Here is a 19,617-nt window from a genome sequence, read left to right on the forward strand (position 1 = left end):
TGTATGCTCATATTCCCGCGTCCATCACGCACACTGCTGCTTCTCTAAATACGGCTTCAGGTAAAAACCAGTATAGCTGCCCTTAACTTTTGCCACATCCTCTGGGGTTCCGATAGCCACCACCTTACCGCCTTTGGCACCCCCTTCTGGGCCCATGTCAATAATCCAATCAGCGGTTTTGATAACCTCTAGGTTGTGCTCAATAACCACTACTGTATTCCCTTGATCAACAAGGGTGTGCAACACCTCCAACAATTTACGTACATCTTCGAAATGAAGGCCGGTTGTGGGCTCGTCCAGTATATAAAGGGTGCGTCCGGTCGCACGGCGTGACAATTCCTTGGCCAACTTCACCCGTTGGGCTTCGCCACCTGATAACGTCGTCGCCTGTTGTCCCACGTGAATGTATCCAAGGCCAACTTCCTGCAGGCTTTTCAGTTTGTCACGCACTTGGCTGTTGGCGTCAAAAAACTCAACCGCTTCGTCCACGGTCATATCCAAAACATCCGCAATTGTTTTCGTCCTATAGGTAATATCCAACGTTTCGCGATTGTAACGTTTGCCATGACACTGATCACATTGCACGTAAACATCCGGCAAAAAGTGCATTTCAATTTTGATCATGCCATCGCCCTGACATGACTCGCAGCGCCCCCCTTTCACGTTAAAGGAGAAACGCCCGGGCAAATAACCACGGACTTTTGATTCAGGCAGGCCCGCGAACCATTCACGAATCGGCGTGAAACAACCGATATAGGTGGCGGGGTTTGATCGCGGCGTGCGGCCAATGGGCGATTGATCAATATCAATGACTTTATCAATAAATTCGACCCCCAAAAGCTTTTTATGGGCCCCCGGTTGTTCGCGTCCAGCCCCAAAGAAACGAGCCAGCGCCTTGTAAAGCGTCTCGATTATCAAGGACGATTTGCCCCCACCCGATACACCCGTCACGCATGTAAATGTTCCTAAGGGAATCTTGACCGACACATCTTGCAAATTATTGGCTTTAGCACCGGTGATTTCCAAGATCCTGTCTTTTTGAACAGGGCGACGTTTGCAGGGAATAGGAATAAACTTTTCCCCCTTTAAATATTGGCCCGTCAAGCTTTTGGGGTTTAGAATAACCTCAGCCGCCGTCCCTTGGGCAATGATTTCCCCCCCATGGGCCCCTGCTGCTGGCCCCATATCAATCACATAATCGGCCATACGGATGGCATCTTCGTCATGTTCAACCACCACCACTGTATTGCCCAAGTCGCGCAAATGTTTCAGCGTTTCTAACAGTCGGTCGTTATCGCGTTGATGCAACCCAATCGACGGCTCGTCTAAAACATACAAAACCCCCGTCAATCCTGATCCTACTTGGGATGCCAGTCGAATCCGCTGACTCTCGCCGCCTGACAACGTCCCGGCTGATCGTGACAGACTGAGGTAATCAAGCCCCACATTCACCAAAAACTGCAACCGGCTTCGAACTTCTTTTAAAATCCGGGCGGCGATTTCCTGTTGCTTGGGCGTCAAAATAACTTTGTTGAACCAATCTAAACTGTCAGCAATCGATAAACTGCACACCTCGGCAATGTCGTGTTGATTAATTTTAACACAAAGGGCCTCTGGCTTCAGGCGTTTCCCTACACAAACGGCACAAGGGTGTTCGTTTTGAAACCGGCTTAAAATATCACGAGCCCAATCACTTTCCGTTTCATTCCAGCGACGCTTAAGATTCGGGATTACCCCCTCGAAAGGCTTTTTCGTCGTGTATTGACGCGTCCCATCGTGGAACGACAAAGGAATGATTTCGTCACCCGACCCATACAAAATAATCTGTTGGAATTCTGGCTGCAGTTCAGAAAATGGCAACGTTGACGACGCATCATAATAACGAACCAACGAATCAATCATGCTTTGATAATAATCGCGCGTTACAGCTTGACGTTTGTTACTGACCCATTCTTGACTCCAAGGAGCAATAGCCCCATCACGCAAACTTTTTTGGGGGTCAGGCACGACAAGGCCAGGGTCGAAAACAGTTTCAATGCCTAAGCCATCGCATGCCTGACAGGCCCCTTGAGGGCTGTTAAACGAAAATAATCGCGGCTCAATCTCGTCCAACGTAAATCCCGAAACAGGGCAGGCAAATTTTGCCGAAAAGGTGGTGACCTCGCCTGTTTCGACGTTTTCGATCCACACCAAATCATCGCTTAATTTAAGGGCTGTTTCCAGGGAATCCGCCAGTCGTGTGCGCCATTCGTCATGCTGTTCCGGGCCTGGCACCACCAAACGGTCCACCACAATGGCGATATCATGTTTAACTTTTTTGTTTAAAGGCGGCGCCTCATCCAGGTCATAAACTTGGCCGTCAATTTTAACCCGTTGGAATCCTTTTTTCTTAAATTCCATCAACTCCTTTTTGTATTCCCCTTTGCGTCCCCTGACCACGGGCGACAAAAGCAACAGTTTCGTCTTTACAGGAAATGTTAAAAGGCGATCGACCATCTGGCTGACCGTTTGTGCATCAATCGGTAAGCCTGTGGCGGGCGAATGAGGGACCCCAATTCGCGCATACAGCAATCGCAAATAATCGTACAGCTCCGTCACGGTCCCCACTGTTGAGCGGGGGTTTTTCGATGTGGTTTTCTGTTCAATTGAAATGGCCGGGCTTAATCCCTCGATGGAATCCACATCAGGTTTTTGCATCAATTGCAAAAATTGCCGCGCATAGGCCGACAGACTTTCTACGTAACGGCGTTGGCCTTCGGCATACAACGTATCAAAAGCCAGCGACGACTTGCCGGAACCGCTGAGGCCAGTTATCACCACCAGCTGGTCGCGAGGGATATCAACGCTGACATTTTTTAGGTTGTGTTCGCGGGCTCCACGAATGCTGATATATTGCAGGCTCATAAGGCTTTTCACGAAATTTTAGGGTTGATGTTGTTATAGCAGCCTTTGGCCCCGCTTAACAGTTTCTTAAACGAGGCCGTTTTGGTGAGAGGAGGATGCTGTTGGTTATTTGCCAGCTGCTTTGGACCAAAATCCTACACTGTTGCTCATGTTATGTTTGGTTGCTAGGTCGGAACCGGCTGCTTCTTGGAGATATGCGTATAAACTGTCTACATAATTCTGAAGTTTAAAAAAACGAAGGCAGGTAAGGAATCTGCTCATCCTTTGATAATTGTGCGTTTTAATAATCCAGTTTTCGTGCCAGTTTGTTCCTTTTACAGGCTGCCCTAGCGCCTTATCTTCTGCGGCAGAAAGAGAGGTGATTTTGAAGCCGTTAAGACTTTGTCCCCAAAAAGTCAGCTTTCTGGTAAGAGAAACAAACAACATTTCTTGTATCGCAGTTAATACCTGACCATGCTCAGTTAGTGTTTGCTCTGTCGTTTTCAGGGGGCGGGGCGCAATCCTATCGCCCAGCCCCACCGTGTGAATGGGAAACCACCATTGCACATAGTTGTGTTGAGTTTCCATCCATGCATTGGTGTTCTTCCATAATTCATCTAAATAATTACGAACAGCCGGCCTGCTGCCTTCAACATCAGGCATAACGCCCATCATGTATCCACTTAAAAGCACATCATTCAACCAATCAGCCTTAGCGCCCGCAGTGACTTCAGTAGCTTTAAATTGCCTTTCGGATACACATTGATCAGCTATTAACGTCAAGAACGATTGCCACCGTTGCGACTGAGTCGCTTTTGGATTCTGGGCTCTTTCCGGCATCGTAATGGTGGGGTGATAGGGATGTTCCAGATTGCCGCTGGCAGCCAAGCTCTGCAGCCTTATAATTTCAGCCTGATGAGCAGGGTTGGAAGTTTTATACGTTGCCGGGGTAAGCCCAGGTTGACTCAATACAACAGCCTGCGCCGCCCCTGCCAGAAAAACCTTTTCTTGCTCATTGGCAGGCTTATTGGAAAACCCAAAAGGCCCGCCGGTTTTCAGCAAGTAATCCAAAGCATGAGCAACTGCTCCATAGCCGCTGTAGCTTGTTAAAAACATTACATAATCCATCAATGGATTCGTTATGGCTTGGCTGGGTTGAAAAACTTTGTGACTTGTTAGCTCTGCCATAAAACCCTGGTAGTTTCTTGTTATTTGCCCATCCAGGTTCCGATCCTTTTCATCAAATTTTGGCACATACGCCAAAGCCGCAGTGGCAATCAGAAAAGGCACAAACAAGAAGCAAAAAAGAGACTTTTTCATAAAATAAATCCAGAAAGAATAATTACCATGCCAACTATATGGCAGCAAAAAGATGTTTTTCAATTTAAAAAACGAACTTTTAACAGTTTCTTAACATATTCCCCCTAGTTCTTTTGATGAAAAGACACATGCCAGATACACATAAAGGGGACAAATGATGAGAATATTTTACGTGATAACATTTTCCACCTTATTAATGACCAACTTAGCGTCGTCCTTAACCGCGACGGAAGATGACTTCTCATTCAAACAAGCGCGTGCGAGAAAAATTGAGATGGACCAAAGCAAGGAAAAAGTTTGCGTTGGCTTCAAAAAAGCCAAACTTAACCGCAATCCAATCGATTATGAGTTTTTAAATTTTTCAAATTACCACGTTAATTGGCAACGTTTCTTCAAAGTTCAAAACAGGCGATAACTAAAACTGTTTTCAACGTATTAAAGGGGTAAGGGGTGTGTTAGAGTCAGTCAAATTTCTTTAACTCAAGTCTTTCTATGCCTGACAATGATTTAGAGATCGAAATTTCCGGTCTTATAAATAAAACCCCAAATATGTTGACCAACGAACAAATCGCCCAGATTTTGGCCTTAGAAGGTGGCAGAAGAATTGCCATGAAACATATTTTAAGAAAATTAAAGAGAAGCCGGCGCCCTAAAAGTATTGTTCATCGCGAAATTATCCCGTTTCTGAAATTGGCCCAGGCAAAAGCCCAAGGAAAGGAAAAAGGAAAAACCAAAGGCAATGAAAATGGAAAAGAAAGGGCGACGCCTTTTCGTGCCTTGCCCGCAGAATCGCCCTCTTTCGCAAAGACTTCTCGCCCACGAAGGCCATTACCTGGCGCACCTCAAAAAACGGACACAACCCGCATTGGATTGTTTTTGAACAGGCAAGGGCACGGGGTTTTGGTCCCCTGCCATCGAAAAGACACGTCGTCAACAGTTCGGATCGAGTTACAAAATTTCCCCGACATTCCCCATAACCATGTGGTGGTTTACCGATTGAAGCCTGACAATCAAGTCCACATCGAAAAGGTTTTGGGTGCTATTGACGATCCAAAAACCTACAGCTTGATGGCTATTCATACCCACAATTTGCCACATGTCTTTACAGACGACGCTTTAAAACTTGCCAAGAAAGCAACCATTCCCCCGTTAGCCCACCGTGCCGACTTTAGGGACTTGCCTTTGGTGACCATTGACGGGGAAGATGCCAAAGATTTTGACGACGCGGTTTGGTCCACACCCGATACCGACCCCCGTAACCCGGGTGGATGGCGCGCGATTGTGGCGATTGCCGATGTGGCCTACTATGTGCAGGGGGCTGATGCTCTGGACATTAATGCGCGCGAACGCGGGAATTCGGTTTATTTTGCCGACCGTGTGGTGCCAATGCTCCCCGAAGCTTTATCGAACGAAATGTGCTCTTTAAAGCCTGATCAGGACCGGGCATGCCTGGCCGTTGAAATGATTATTAGCGCCGATGGAAAGATCAAATCGCACCATTTTAAACGCGGCTTGATGCGATCGACCGCACGCCTAACCTATAATCAAATGCAAAGCGCCATTAAGGGTGATTTTGATGATGTGACGGGACCACTATGGACTGACGTTTTGCAACCCCTTTACGGTGTTTACCAATCGTTATTAAAGGCACGCCAACAGCGTGGAACTCTTGATTTGAATGTAACTGAACGCCGGGTTATTTTTGATGATCAGGGCCATGTGATTGATGTCAAACCCCGTGACCGTTTTGATAGCCATCAGTTGATCGAAGAATTGATGATTGCTGCGAACGTCTGCGCCGCCAAAACGTTGTTGGCAAAAAACATGCCAACGTTGTTTCGTGTGCACGACAAACCTGAGGCGACCCGGGTTGAAAACCTAAGAACCGTTTTGAAATCTTTAAAAATTCCAGCGCCAAAAGTAAAGGTTTTTGCCCCTGCTAATTTCCAGGCTGTTTTAAGTCAGGTTCAGGGCGCGCCTTATCAACAACTGGTGAATGATCTGGTTTTGCGATCGCAAGCCCAGGCCTCTTATTCACCCCAAAACATTGGACACTTCGGCTTAAGCCTGGCCCATTATTGCCATTTCACATCGCCCATTCGGCGCTATGCTGACCTGATTGTTCATCGGGGATTGATTGCGACTTTGTCCTTGGGCGAAGGCGGCCATGACTATGCCTTGGATATGTTGGAGACGATTGGTACGCACATCTCAACCACGGAACGAACCGCTGCGGTTGCTGAAAGAGAAGTCAACGACCGTTTGATGACGGCATTTTTAGAGACACACTTGGGCGAAGTCTTCCAGGGCACCATTGTGGGGGTTACGGGCGTTGGTGTTTTCATCAGCCTTAACAAAACAGGGGCCCAAGGGTTCATTCCGAAAAGCCGTTTGGGGGGGGATTTCTACATTTATGATGCCGACCGTCACCAATATCGTGGAGAGAGAACCAAAAAGGTTTACCAATTAGGCCAGGCCGTCACGGTGCGATTGATGGAGGCTGACTCCATCACATGTTCGACCACTTTTTCTTTTAATGTCGAGACAAGCCCAAGAAAAACCGAGAAAAGAAAAGTTGAGAAAGCAAAACCTGAAAAAAGCTTTAAAAAGATAGTCATCAGAAAAAAGAAGCCATGATTATCGCCCCCATAACAGAAGGCCACCTTATCAAACGTTACAAGCGTTTCCTTGCTGATATTCGGTTAAAAGACTCTCATGAAATCATCACGGCGCATTGTCCAAATTCAGGCGCTATGTTGGGGTTGTTGCAAGAAAATAATGCCGTCGTCTTAAGCCTCAGTGAAAATCCAAATCGTAAATATCCTTATACCCTAGAGGCTGTTCAAGTTGATCAAACATGGGTTGGGGTGAATACAAGCTTACCCAATGAATTGGTGGCGGTGGCTTTGCAAGCCGACACAATCCCTGAATTAACTGGATATGACCATCTGAAAAGGGAGGTTAAATACGGGTTTAATTCACGCATCGATTTTCTTTTAACAGCAGCCGACAAATCACCGTGCTATGTAGAGGTGAAAAACGTTCATCTTAGACGCCACGAAATGGCCGAATTTCCTGATTGCGTCACGGCCAGGGGCACCAAGCATTTAACCGAACTGACAACTTTGGTGAACCAGGGTCAACGCTGCGTGATGATTTATGTCGTGCAACGTGATGATTGTCAGGGGTTTCAGGTTGCTGCCGATTTGGACCCCACTTATGCAAAAGCCTCTGTCCTGGCAAAACAGGCGGGGGTTGAAACAATCGTTTTGACCTATTCTTTGAAATTGCAAAACGGAGCGTTAACTTTAGGTCTTAATCAACCAGATTAAATGTCACCGTTGTGACGACGCGGACTTTCTTTTCCAAGCTGCCAGCCTCATTGAATTCTTCATTAGGACTGGTGATGCTAAAGGCGCCTTGAACAGCGTTTCGAATTTCGCCTACCCGTGATCCAGAATCCTTGGCAAATTGCAAGGCGGCTTGTCTTGCGCTTTGAGTTGCCTCAGCAATCATTTCGGTTCGCAAATCGGCGAAGCGCGTAAAATAATAACGAGTACTGGACCCTACAATCACCTGCTGATTAATCAATTCCGCCGTTTGATTTCCAATATCTCTAATCACTTCAACCTTAGGTGTTGTAACTTTTATGCGCGTTGTTAAAACATAGCGATACTCAAGTTTATCATTCACGCTGAAATAGTTATCTACCTTACGGTCCGTTAGTTCGGCCCCACCAGGAGTTATCTCTTCCTCTTTGATACCTTTGGATTTCAAAAAAGCGATCACAATTTTGGTGTCCTGGTCGCTTTTCTTTTTCATTTCAGCTAAATCATTTCCAGGGTTTTTAACAGTCAAAGTCAGGTCGCCTATATCAGATTTAACCTCACGCTCTGAAAAGCCCTTCACGACAATCGCACGATCACTGGTCTTAAATTTTTCAATCGATCGGCCAATAAAAAAACCACTAAGGGCTGTTCCCAAAGCGATAACAGTCGCGACTAAAAGTACCATTAATGGTTTGATATTATTCATTTTTTAATCCTTGAAATGAAGTGGTCTCAACGGCCTTATGTTCGTTGGATCCAAAGGGTTTGTCAAGGGGGTGAAGATCAGCAGGCGAACGCCTGTCCCCCTCCAGAACTTTGCCTGTCCTTATCATTAAACTTTGATTTGGCTTGATCAAAATTTCTGCATTATAGTTATCAGCCAAACTCAACACAACGTGTTCAGGCGATGCGCTTTTTAATATAACTCCTTCAAATGGACCGGGTTGATGGATGACCTGATTATTCATCCATACCGTCCATTTATCAGGACCAAAATATAAAATGGCTGATACGAAAATGATCGGTTGAGGCACGTTTTGATTATCACCAGAGGGGAGATTTAAAACAGGACTTTCATCCCAATCGTCGTCATTTTTTTGATCCAAGATTTTTTGTTCATCATCGGTTAACATCAAAGAGAAATTTTCTGCCCTTGCCAATTGGCAACTTAAAAACAGAAGACATATAACAAGAAATTTCATACAGCGCTTTTCGTTTTTGAGGTTTCGTGATGGATCCAATCAAATTCAATTTTTCCTTCGAACAAATTGATATCTTTCCCATCACGGGTGATTTGTTCAACCATTTGTGGCGTCAAAGCAGCGGTCCTTTTTAAGGAAAATTGTTTTAAAATAACTTTGCCTGGTAATTGGCTTTGGACACGATGCAAAAGGTCATAAAACTGGGTATCTTTTAAAACCTTTAAGGTGATCACCATCGGGATGCGCCATAAATTTAAAGAAGAATCATGGCAAATCTGCGTTCCAAATTTTAGATTAAGGGATGTAATTTTAGAAAGTTTTTGCCAGCGTTGAAAATGGCTTTTCATAACATCAAGCGTTAGTTCCTCTTCGAATCGACTTTTCTTAAATGCTTTAAATGTCTGTGGCATATGCTTTTTTATTTCTTCAAATTGATCCAAAACCTGCTTTTGTTTTTGTAAGCTTTCAACCTCCAAAGTTGTTTGCAGGAATTCTGCTTGCACCTGCAAATTCTGATTTAAACAAATTTGAAAAATGATGCCTGTTATTACAAAAAAACCAACAGCTGAAAAACTAAGAAGTCCTGTGGAAACATGGCGCCAAGGGGTCAAATAAACAATAAAATTAGATAAGGAAAAATGGCTCATTCAGTTACCTTTTTTTGGGGATAGGTGAGTTTAAGGGAACCTTTGCCATCATCAGAAAGTTTCTCCCAACTTAACTGACAATGCGGATTAAATTTGTGCAGGGATTTTTCTATCTTTTCTTGGGCTAGCCGAAAACTTTCTGTGATTGAATCAACAAGACTTTTTTTGGCCAAAGATTGCAAGTCAACAACCAGATTTAAGGTCAATTCTGCCAAAGAAGTTTTTGGGTCTTGGGCAATCCAAACCAGGTCAGTGGCAACAGCGAAAGCTGGCAAGATTTTGCCAAATTGCCGCAAAGTAGGAATAGGATCTGGACTTTGAATGGACTGGTAAATTTGAAACAACTGACTCAATTGAAGATCTTCAAAAGCCTGTGGGGGCAATTTAAGGACCAGTTGCTGTTTCAGCATAAAGCGATGGTTTGTCTGATGAAAATGCGTGTTCAGAAAAAACCCTCCACTTGCTAATAACAATCCAAGACCTAAAGGAATAAAGATTTTCATAAAATTTCTTGGTATCAAGAACGCCCAATGATGAGAACGCAAATCATGTACCTGAAAGGGAGAGACTATTGGTAAAGAGTCGCAGTCGTCTTTCAACTCCAAAACTTTTATCTGAGGTTGCTTTTTGAATTCTAGAATCTCCTTTAACCCAATCTGCACAATCGTCAATGGATCATCCGACTTATACTGATAACGATTTAGATATCGGATTGTTGATTCAATTTCCTCGCTTAAATTATCAGCCTTTGTCTTCTGGTTGCATTGAATGATACGGTCGAAAATAATCGCCTGATGGTTACATACAACTAACTTGCAACTTCCAGAATTCTGTCGATGCAACACCATCAACCAGTCGTCAATATTGACCTGATTCTGCAACTTTTTAAAAACCTGATTGACGAATGTAACGGGCCATAGTTCGATGCCTATCACCGGATTCGACAGACTTCTAAGATTGCTGACCAGGGCTAACAAAAAAGGTGTGGGAGAAACGCCGGCCAAACAATACCGATCCGTCACTGGTATAAATTGTGTCTGAATCCAGCTTGTTTTTGAAAATTCGCCTTGTTTGATTTGTTTCAACAAAGTTTGTCTGTGCCACCATTTACTGACTTTTAAGGAACTTGTAAAAAAATGGACCCCTTCGTCCCTCAAAACGATGTGAAGGGGCAAAGATGGAAAAGTATTTAATATCAAATTCAATGGTTGGAATTGTTCGTCATTTACTAAAAATTCCCCTTGGTGAAAGGGATGTCGGTCTTGAATGCGTGTGACGATTACAAAGGTGTTTTGCACAACCAATTGCCAATAATGTTCGGGTTGCTTTTGAACCAAGTACTTTAATACGACCTTAAAAAGGTTTTTAAATTGTCGTAAAAGGTGGTTATACATTCTACCCCTCCAAAGATGACAGGTTGTCATAAAGAGGCACAATTGTGGCCATCACAATCCAAATAAGGACACCACCAATAAACATGATAAGAACAGGTTGTATCCAAGCCAACAACGCATTCAGGCGGCGCCAGATATTTTTCAAATCGGCCTCTGCCGCTTGCTGGATAAGCGGGCCTAGATTGCCCGTCTCTTCACCTAATTGGACGTAACGATAAATGAGGGATGATGCAAGTCTTCTGTTTTGTAAACTTGCTGAAAGCTTTAATCCTGATTCAACATCCGTGAAAACTTTAAAAAACTTAGCCTTCAAAAAATCGTTTGAAACTGAGTTCGCTGATTTTTGCAAACTTTCTAAAAGGTTTATATCAGCGTTTATAAGCAAACCCAATGTTTGCGCAAATTGATTGATGAAAAGATTTCTTTTAAACGTGCCGAGCATAGGAAATCTTAAGAAGATATTTCCCCACTTAAGCCGAAAAGTACCAGAGAAATTATGTGCCAGGCAAAAGGCAACAAAAGCGGTAACAAAACCAAAAATAATATAGGCACCATAATCTTTGAAAAAATCGATGGTTGCAATCAGACTGACAACAGAAGCCCCCCCGCCGTGTTGCAGGTGGGTTTGCAAATGGGGAAGAAAAACACCGCCCATAACACCCAAAAGTAAAACCAAACCACCTAATAAAACCAATGGATAACGAAGGGCTTGTTTTAATTGCTGATGATATGTTGTTTGCCTAACAAGATAGGTTTCTAACTGCCCAAAAGCTGCAGAAAAATTACCAGTTTTTTCTGCGATCATCAAACAATCAACAAAATGCGCATTAAAAACCCAAGGGAACAATTGGCACGCTTGCGACAAATGAAGCCCCTGCTGCAACGAGTGATGGATGGCTACCAAAACAGATTTCAACCCATGATGGTTGTAATTTTCAGCGAACAGCAAAATAGAGTCACTTAAAGAAATTTTGGCCTTATCCATTTCTTGGCAATGAATACAAAATTCAATCAAATCCTGTGGACCAATCCCTTTTAAATAAACGTTGCGAAGCCCAGTCCCTTTAATAATTCGGCAGGATAAAAGATGCAAATTTTGCTGTCTTAAATGCTGGTATAAATGCTGGTATAAATGCTGTTTTGAATTGCCAAACCAGTCCCCTTTGCAAGGCTGTCCCAAAAGATTTAAGGCGCGGTAGTGATATAGAGGCATACCTTGATTTAAGCATCAAACAATTTGCAGCCACAACCTAAAATTTCAAATTTGTTATAAATTAATCCCATACAGACTGGACAGGTTTAAAAACCCATCTTATTATGAGCTCACATTCAAAAAAATAGGGTAAATTTAGTTATGTTACATTTAAGATTGTTAGCCATTTTAGGCTTTGTTGCTATGGCCACCATTCCGTTTGCTATTGCCGGCGAAGATGAAGATACCGATACGACTATTGTTGCTCCTTCCTCTGAAGATCCAGAAGGACCGACAGAAGAAGAAGATTAAATTATCATTGAAATCAAGAGGGGGGCCTCCCCTTCTTGGCTATTAGTTTATTGAGAGTCGATTGTTATGCAGTTTGCAGATGCGTTTCATTTTTCTGTTTCACAGCAAGACAAGTTAAATTCAGATTTGGCTAAGCTGCATGTGGTTTTTATTTCCCATAACTCTCACATTGAATTGTGCGACGATGTTGGTCTTTTTTGCAAAATTATTACCCTCCATGATTTTGAGAATCTGATAGAAATTAATCGCTTTAGAAAAATTGACGCCATCTGTTTAGATTATGATTCTTTGGGAACCAAAACTTTTGACTTCTTAAGGAAACGATCCTACCAAAAATCTTTAGCTTCCATACCTGTGATTTTAACCACCCAAAATGCTGATACTACTTTAGAGGTTTTTACAGATGGGGGAATCCAAGACTATTACGTCGGATGTTTGAAAAATCGTTTATTTGCGCTACGCTTTAAAAATTTTATCGAATTGCACTGCTTACGGAAAACAGAACCAAAAGACGAACCTGTAGAGCAGTTTGATTTAGCCTTTATGGCCTATTATGACAAGTTGACAAACCTGCCCAACCGCCTGTTATTTCAAGAGCGGGTTGAAGATAAAATCCGCCAGAATGTTTACAATCCCTTAGATTTTGCCCTTCTGTTTTTAGACTTAGATGGCTTTAAGCTTATTAACGATGAAAACAATCATAAAACAGGAGACTGGCTTTTAGGGCAAGTTGCTATAAGGCTTAAAAACTGTTTGAAAAAAGAAGATACGGTTGCCCGTTTAGGCGGGGATGAATTTGGCATTCTGCTTGACCAAGTAAAAAATCAGGAGACTGTTGAAAAAATTGCTCACCGGATTCTCTATCGCCTAAGTACCCCTTACAGTTATAATGGCGATTCCCTGAAAATCCATGTCAGTATCGGTATTGCAGTGTTCCCCCAGAATGGCCAAACATACGAGTGCCTGGTCCATAAGGCCGATCAAGCCATGTATGCCGCCAAGAAAAATGGGAAAGGCCAATTTGTTTTTGCGGGTCAGTAAAAGATTTTTATTCTGTCTGGTCGTCTTCATTCATTTGTGAACTCTTTGATTCTTCGTTGTGTTCGGATTTAGTATTCGTATTTCCTTCTACGTCCCCAATTGGTGGATAGATAAAAAGCTCATAATCCTCACCTTCCCCGGGAATGTTTGGAGCTTGAGCTTTTCTTTCAAAGAGTTGCTTCAGTCCCCCGTTAGCTTCTGTTATTCCTCCCTCAGACGCCAGGGTTAGGTAGTATACAGCCTTTTTAAAATTTAATGGGGTAGTGGGCATATGAAAACCATAAACCAAACCAGCATAGTATCGAGCCTCATAGTTATTTTGGTCAGCCATTTTAACAAGATAGGTAAGGGCCCTTTCATAACACCCCTGACTGTAAAGAATTAAGCCTAGATTTATAATGGATGCATCAAAACCATTATCAGCTGCCAAAGATAAATACCTGAAAGTTTTCTCGAATTTACCTTCGTGGTATAAAACCATTCCAAGTTCATGAATAGCTGGCAAAAAATTTAGGTCGGCTGCTTTAGAATACCAAATTTTTATCTTCTCTCGAACTTGCATCTGATCAACTTCGGATAGCGCCCCCTTTCCAGCGTGTTCCAACCACTTTTCACATGTAACGGCACAATTAAACATAGCCTCTGGGTACCCCTTCTCTGCCGCAGCCAAAAAAAACGGATAAGCCTTTTCAAACTTTTTAGCTTCCATGGCAAGATTTCCACATCGAATTTGCGCTGGGGCATATCCTCTCTGGGCTGAGCGTAGAAAACACGATATGGCCTTTTCAACTTCATTTTTATCTCTGTGCAAAAGCGCTATGCAAAAAGGAGCTTTGGCATCACCTTTTTCATCAAGGGCCCCAAAATAAGCTTCAATATCCTTTTGTCTGGGTTTTTTTTGCAAAATACCATTGCCCGTTACCTTTGGTTTTGGCAATTTTTCCTCTATTTCCTCGCAAAACTTGACCACTTTTTTTGTGGGTGGATTATTTAACAGGGCGCTAAGCAAACGGGCATACCAAGAGGGTTCGTTATCATAACTAGAAATAGACTCAAAACATCCCAATGCCGCTTGATATCGCCCTTGGTCAAATAAAAGATGACCTAAAGCCGACGCTGATGCCAACACAACAGAACAATTACCATTCAGCCCAGAAAATCTATAACATTTCTCCGCTCTGGCAAGGTTTTTGGCAGTCCCTATGCCTTTTTCATAATACACTCCTAAATGATAAGCAGCTTCAGCATGACGGTTGTTTGCTGCTTTTTTCATGCTTAAAAACGATTCCTCATACTTTTGATCTTCTTTATGGAGTATTGCTTTCATAAATTGTGATTCTGGTTTGTTATATTCTGCAGCTTGGGTTAAAAAATACAAAGCCGCTTCTCTATTCATTTGGAATCTTAGGGCGAACATTCCCGCCTGGTGCCAAATCAATCCAAATTCATGAGTAAGGGAAGGCTGGGCATAAAGAAAAACTAGAGGTCTATATCTTACCTCCTTCAAAATTAGCCCTTTTGGCCGACCATCTTCGTCGTTCAAAGAGCTGGTTTCCAAAACTTGAACCCCCTCTTTTCGCTGAATAATAATCCCAGAACAAAACGGAACAGATTTTCTGGAATGTAAAAGCAGATCATATAAACGCCAATAACCAGAAGAATTAGCGCCGGAACAAATTGCCACGCTTATAATAAAAGAACAAAAAAAGATACGCATACGCAAAATCATACTAAAAAAGATGTGGGGTTAATTTATAGAGATTTTTATTCATTTTAAAGCCATTTTTATTCCTCAGACAAAAGAAACTGATGTAAAGTACCTCCATCTCTAAAACGATGCTAACTTGTCTGTGATCGATTTTCGTTGTGTTTTCTTTTTAAGTGGCATTCTTCTCAGCGGCTTAGCTTTGACAATGTTTGTTCCTTTGTTGGTCGACCTTGTCTGTTACCAGTCTGCCAGTGTCTTCGGTTTCGTAACATCAATTTTTATTTGTGGTTTTTTTGGATCAGCTTTGGCTCTTGCGAATCGTCCGCACGGAAAAATTGTGTTAGGTATGCGGGAAGCTTTTTTAGTGACAGCATTTAGCTGGATTGTGCTGTCTTTATTCGCAGGGCTTCCTTTTTATTGTATTGACTCTAGACTTAGTTTTATAAGCTCTTGGTTTGAATCTGTTTCTTCCCTTACAACAACAGGCGCAACTCTTTTGGCAAATTTAGATGATTCCCCTAAGGGGTTGTTATTATGGCGTGCTCTTTTGCAATGGATGGGCGGTACCGGTATCGTTGTCATGGCGATGACCATTTTCCCAACATTGCGGATTGGGGGCATGCAATTATTCCGAAGCGAATTTTCTGACCGTTCAGAAAAAATACTGCCAAGGCTTTCTCAAATCGTTACAGGCATTTTGTCAATTTATGTCCTGTTTACAGTTGTGTGCTGCAGCTTATTATGGTTGGCAGGCATGTCTATTTTTGATGCTATATGCCATTCCATGTCCGCGGTTTCAACAGGGGGCCTTTCCACAAAAGATGCATCCATTGGGTTTTATGATAACCCATTAATCGAACTTATTATCATGGTATTTATGATTTTGGGCGGCACCACACTTATCCTGTATATCAAATTATGGAACAGAGACGTCAAAACTTTTCGCCGCGATAGTCAACTGAGAGCTTATTTGGGAGTTTTGCTAGTTGCCTCTCTAGCCGTAACTTTTTGGCTGTGGCTTACAAATTATATGGATTTTATTACCAGCTTGCGCCGTGGTGCATTTATAACTATTTCGACTATTACCACTACGGGTTTTACGACAGGTGACTATGGTCAGTGGGGTGCCTTTTTTGGAATGTTTCTTTTTGTTCTAGCAATGATTGGTGGGTGCACAGGTTCTACAACAGGAGGAATCAAGATTTTTCGCTTTCAGGTTCTGTTTGCACTGACAAAGGCCCACCTTTTGCAACTTCGCCGTCCCCATGGTGTTTTTGTGCCCGTTTATCAGGACTATAAGATCAGTGACGCGGTTGCTTTTTCGGTATTTACCTTTATTACACTGTATGGCTTTTGTTTGGTAATGTTGGCCTTGGCCTTGTCAGGGTTGGGCCTAGATTTTGTGACAAGCCTATCAGGATCAGCATCCTGTCTCAGCAACACAGGATTGGGGTTGGGCAAACTTATTGGCCCCCATACAACGTTTGCAAATTTGGCCGATGGTCCAAAATTGATTATGATGCTCGGCATGATTTTGGGCCGGCTAGAACTTTTAACACTTTTGGTGTTGTTTATGCCTTCTTTTTGGCGCGACTAAAGAATAAAGGTACCCGAATGTTTTCTTTTACATATCACGAAACACATCAGAACAAAGCCCGTCTGGGAACTCTTACAACTCCACACGGCATTATCGAAACCCCTGCGTTTATTTTCTGCGCCACAAAGGCCGCCATGAAAGGGTTGACGGTTGATCAAATGCGTCAAGCGGGTAGTCAGATTATTTTATCCAACACGTATCATTTGTCCCTACAGCCGGGTGCCGAATTGGTTGAAAAAATGGGCGGCTTGCAAAAGTTTACGGGTTGGAATGGGCCCATGCTGACCGATTCGGGGGGATTCCAGATTTTCAGTTTGGGCCATGGATCAGTGGCCTCAGAAATCAAAGGGAAACGCCTTGGTAATCGTTCCAAAACGCTGCTTAAAATTACTGAGGAAGGTGCGCGTTTTCGGTCTTACTGGGATGGTCGGCTTCATCTTTTGACGCCGGAGGATTCCATTCGAATTCAACGTTCCTTGGGCGCCGATTTGATTCTTGTGCTGGATGAATGCACCCCCTATCACGTGGATAAAAGTTATACGGCAAAATCTATGGAGCTAAGCCATCGGTGGGCGGTGCGCAGTTTGGACGAGTTCGACCGCCTAGATAATAATAAACAAAAACTGTACGGTATTATCCAAGGGGGAGTTTACCCAGATTTGCGCCAACAAAGTTGTGACTTTGTGAACAGCCAACCTTTTTTTGGTCACGCCATTGGGGGTTGTTTGGGCGGTAGCAAAGACCAAATGCAAGAGGTTGTCGACATGGCAGCCCCGCACCTTGACCGCGATCGTCCCATCCACTTGTTAGGCATTGGTGGAGTCCTAGATATTTTAAAAGGCGTGGAAAAGGGGATTGATACGTTCGACTGTGTGCACCCGACCCGTATAGCCCGCCATGGGGGTGCCCTAGTACGACCAATCCACAATCCAAAACCCCACCGTGAACATATCAACCTGCGCAATAATCAATACCTCTTTGATGACACCCCCATTGAACCCGATTGTCCCTGCCACACTTGCACAACATACTCAAAGGCGTATCTGCATCATTTGCTAAAGGTTCAAGAAATGGTCGCCCATACGTTAATATCGATTCATAACGTACAGTTTATGAACCGACTGATGGCAGCCATTCGTCAATCGTTAGCTGACGATACTTTCCCGGATGAGAAGAAACAATGGGCGCTGTTTTGAAATCACTAGCTCTTTATATCCACTGGCCCTTTTGTTTATCAAAATGCCCCTATTGTGATTTTAACAGCCATGTTCGCCAACACATCGATGAACAGGCGTGGCAAGAGGCGTTACTACACGAGTTAAAGCGCTATGCCCATTTGTTACAGACGTGGCAACAGCCAAGACGGTTAGAAAGCATCTTTTTTGGCGGCGGCACCCCATCCCTGATGAAACCCCAAACCGTTGAAACGATTCTGAATCAAGCCCTGAAATTATGGCCCGTTACGGACAATTTGGAAATCACGTTAGAGGCGAATCCCAACTCAGTTGAGGTCAAGGCCTTTCAAGCCCTGAACCATGCTGGCGTCAATCGCATTTCGATTGGTATCCAAGCCTTGTATGATCAAGACTTAAAAAAACTGGGCCGTCAACATTCAGCAGCGGAAAGCCTTGCGGCAATTGAAACGGCCTGTCGGACGTTTAATCGCGTATCATTTGATCTGATTTACGCCAGGCCGGATCAGACCGTTGACGATTGGCAAACAGAGCTTCTACAGGCCTTGAGCTTTGGCACCGAACATTTGTCCCTGTATCAACTGACCATCGAAGCTGGAACGGCGTTTGCCACATTGCATGACCGGGGTGACTTGGTACTGCCAACCAATGACACCAGCGCGGATTTGTACGAATTAACGCAATCGATCATGGCAGACCATGGCCGCCCAGCCTATGAGGTTTCAAACCATGCAAAGGTGGGCGCAGAATGCCGCCACAACAAAGCCTATTGGCGATATCAAGATTACATTGGGATTGGCCCTGGTGCCCACGGTCGACTAAGCCAAGGTGTGACGAGAAAGCTTGCCACCAGACAAATCAAATCACCCGAGGGGTGGATAAAGTCCATCAAGGAACAAGGGCATGGCGATGCTGAGGTTGTTGAAGTAAGCCTGAAGGATCAGCTGAGCGAACAATTATTAATGGGGCTTCGCTTAACCCAAGGTATTGCTGTTGATGACCTAGTAATCCCTTTACAGAGCGCCTTGGATAACGGACTGATTAACAAACAACGATGGGATTATTTAAAAGATGGCGGGTATCTGGAAGTCACAGACCAGTTCCTTAAAGCCACCCCAGCCGGCCTGCAACGACTGCAAAGCCTGTTAAATTATTTTTTGTGCATAGCTTGATTGGAAGGTTCGTCATGACGAAGCCCCATTTACCCGTTGCTACCAAATGCGGGATTAAACCAAGTTCCTGAAAAAGCGTGCCATCCAAATGAGGATGGTTCTTTCCCCATTCCCTGAGTCCAATAAAAAGCCTCTGGTGGCAAAAGAATGTTGCGATCCTTGCGGCCATCTAGTTGTTCATCTATGGGTAATCCAAACTCTGTAGGCCCCATATCCAGAAATGCTTTTTTTAAAGCGACTCCAAAAGCTATCGGTCCCGTCAAAGAAAGAGTGTGAAGAAGTTCACCTCCGTGCTTTCCAGGATATTTGAAAGCATCCTGAACATAGGCTGGCGCTCTTTTGGGATCATAGTTACGAGCCACAATTTCCAAAGCTTTTTTTAAAACAGGGTGCGCAGCGCGACAGCCAAACATAGCATTACAAGGGAAACAATATGGGTATTCAATCCCAGCAAAAAAATCGTAGGCTAAGGCTAGCCCTGTAAAAGGGCGCGTCATAAGAAAATCAATATCTCTATAGATGCCGCCATACTTATATAAGATAGCATACCGAAGGCTATCAGAGGCTCGGCCAAACTTTGATTGCGCAACTTCGTGATCAAAGTAATTTTTTAAGCCCATAAAATCT

General features: G+C 43.6%; 17 protein-coding genes. 8 read left to right on the forward strand and 9 right to left on the reverse strand.

All coding sequences use genetic code 11. The features are described 5' to 3' along the window. Window positions 1–24 precede the first annotated feature (24 nt). Both uvrA and EQU50_RS02545 read right to left on the reverse strand, forming a co-directional pair. A complete protein-coding gene (gene uvrA, locus EQU50_RS02540; RefSeq protein WP_130153584.1) occupies window positions 25–2,904 on the reverse strand; it encodes an excinuclease ABC subunit UvrA in 2,880 nt (959 codons plus the stop codon). A 105-nt stretch (window positions 2,905–3,009) separates the two neighbouring features. Next, window positions 3,010–4,203, reverse strand: a complete 1,194-nt coding sequence (locus EQU50_RS02545; protein ID WP_130153585.1) for an opioid growth factor receptor-related protein — start codon at window positions 4,201–4,203, stop codon at window positions 3,010–3,012. Window positions 4,204–4,357: 154 nt separating this feature from the next. On the opposite strand from EQU50_RS02545, the gene EQU50_RS02550 reads away from it, so the two are divergent. The 3 genes from EQU50_RS02550 (at window position 4,358) to sfsA (ending at window position 7,535) form a co-directional block, all read left to right on the forward strand. Continuing rightward, entirely contained in the window at window positions 4,358–4,618 is a 261-nt protein-coding gene (locus EQU50_RS02550) for a hypothetical protein (RefSeq protein ID WP_130153586.1), read from the forward strand. Between the two features lie 77 nt (window positions 4,619–4,695). Further along, window positions 4,696–6,840 (forward strand): ribonuclease R, encoded by a 2,145-nt coding sequence (rnr, locus tag EQU50_RS02555; RefSeq protein WP_130153587.1) that lies wholly within the window; start codon window positions 4,696–4,698, stop codon window positions 6,838–6,840. Next, the gene (sfsA, locus tag EQU50_RS02560) at window positions 6,837–7,535 is read left to right on the forward strand and encodes a DNA/RNA nuclease SfsA (protein WP_130153588.1); all 699 of its coding nucleotides are present in this window, start codon (window positions 6,837–6,839) and stop codon (window positions 7,533–7,535) included. The genes rnr and sfsA overlap by 4 nt, the downstream gene beginning before the upstream one ends. Here the strand turns inward: sfsA and EQU50_RS02565 are convergent. From EQU50_RS02565 to EQU50_RS02585, 5 genes are read right to left on the reverse strand one after another with little or no spacing between them, the layout of a single operon-like run. Further along, window positions 7,519–8,238: an SIMPL domain-containing protein gene (locus tag EQU50_RS02565; RefSeq protein ID WP_130153589.1), complete on the reverse strand. Its 720-nt coding sequence runs from the start codon at window positions 8,236–8,238 to the stop codon at window positions 7,519–7,521. The genes sfsA and EQU50_RS02565 overlap by 17 nt on opposite strands. Further along, window positions 8,231–8,734 (reverse strand): hypothetical protein, encoded by a 504-nt coding sequence (locus tag EQU50_RS02570; RefSeq protein WP_130153590.1) that lies wholly within the window; start codon window positions 8,732–8,734, stop codon window positions 8,231–8,233. Before EQU50_RS02570 ends, EQU50_RS02565 begins: the two co-directional genes overlap by 8 nt. Continuing rightward, entirely contained in the window at window positions 8,731–9,381 is a 651-nt protein-coding gene (locus EQU50_RS02575) for a hypothetical protein (protein WP_130153591.1), read from the reverse strand. Before EQU50_RS02575 ends, EQU50_RS02570 begins: the two co-directional genes overlap by 4 nt. Next, the gene (locus EQU50_RS02580) at window positions 9,378–10,775 is read right to left on the reverse strand and encodes a hypothetical protein (protein ID WP_130153592.1); all 1,398 of its coding nucleotides are present in this window, start codon (window positions 10,773–10,775) and stop codon (window positions 9,378–9,380) included. Before EQU50_RS02580 ends, EQU50_RS02575 begins: the two co-directional genes overlap by 4 nt. Window position 10,776: 1 nt before the next feature. Then, window positions 10,777–11,988, reverse strand: a complete 1,212-nt coding sequence (locus tag EQU50_RS02585; protein ID WP_130153593.1) for a type II secretion system F family protein — start codon at window positions 11,986–11,988, stop codon at window positions 10,777–10,779. Between the two features lie 141 nt (window positions 11,989–12,129). Between EQU50_RS02585 and EQU50_RS08340 the strand changes: the two genes are divergently transcribed. Then, the gene (locus tag EQU50_RS08340) at window positions 12,130–12,279 is read left to right on the forward strand and encodes a hypothetical protein (RefSeq protein WP_165380307.1); all 150 of its coding nucleotides are present in this window, start codon (window positions 12,130–12,132) and stop codon (window positions 12,277–12,279) included. A gap of 66 nt (window positions 12,280–12,345) precedes the next feature. Further along, a complete protein-coding gene (locus tag EQU50_RS02590; RefSeq protein ID WP_130153594.1) occupies window positions 12,346–13,320 on the forward strand; it encodes a GGDEF domain-containing protein in 975 nt (324 codons plus the stop codon). Between the two features lie 7 nt (window positions 13,321–13,327). Here the strand turns inward: EQU50_RS02590 and EQU50_RS02595 are convergent, their stop codons facing one another. Further along, on the reverse strand, window positions 13,328–15,037 hold the full coding sequence (locus tag EQU50_RS02595; protein WP_165380308.1) for an SEL1-like repeat protein: 1,710 nt from the start codon (window positions 15,035–15,037) through the stop codon (window positions 13,328–13,330). 196 nt (window positions 15,038–15,233) lie between these two features. Here EQU50_RS02595 and EQU50_RS02600 point away from each other — a divergent pair, with 196 nt between their 5' ends. The 3 genes from EQU50_RS02600 to hemW are packed head-to-tail and all read left to right on the forward strand — an operon-like array spanning window position 15,234 to window position 18,990. After that, window positions 15,234–16,625, forward strand: a complete 1,392-nt coding sequence (locus tag EQU50_RS02600) for a TrkH family potassium uptake protein (RefSeq protein WP_130153596.1) — start codon at window positions 15,234–15,236, stop codon at window positions 16,623–16,625. A gap of 17 nt (window positions 16,626–16,642) precedes the next feature. Continuing rightward, entirely contained in the window at window positions 16,643–17,821 is a 1,179-nt protein-coding gene (gene tgt, locus EQU50_RS02605) for a tRNA guanosine(34) transglycosylase Tgt (protein WP_130153597.1), read from the forward strand. Continuing rightward, entirely contained in the window at window positions 17,806–18,990 is a 1,185-nt protein-coding gene (gene hemW, locus EQU50_RS02610; protein WP_242508810.1) for a radical SAM family heme chaperone HemW, read from the forward strand. The genes tgt and hemW overlap by 16 nt, the downstream gene beginning before the upstream one ends. A 29-nt stretch (window positions 18,991–19,019) precedes the next feature. On the opposite strand, the gene EQU50_RS02615 is transcribed toward hemW, so the two are convergent. Further along, complete coding sequence (locus EQU50_RS02615; RefSeq protein ID WP_165380309.1) at window positions 19,020–19,610, reverse strand: glycosyltransferase; 591 nt, start codon at window positions 19,608–19,610, stop codon at window positions 19,020–19,022. Window positions 19,611–19,617 lie beyond the last annotated feature (7 nt).

Source organism: Candidatus Finniella inopinata (genome assembly GCF_004210305.1).
Classification (GTDB): Bacteria; Pseudomonadota; Alphaproteobacteria; order Paracaedibacterales; family CAIULA01; genus Finniella; species Finniella inopinata_A.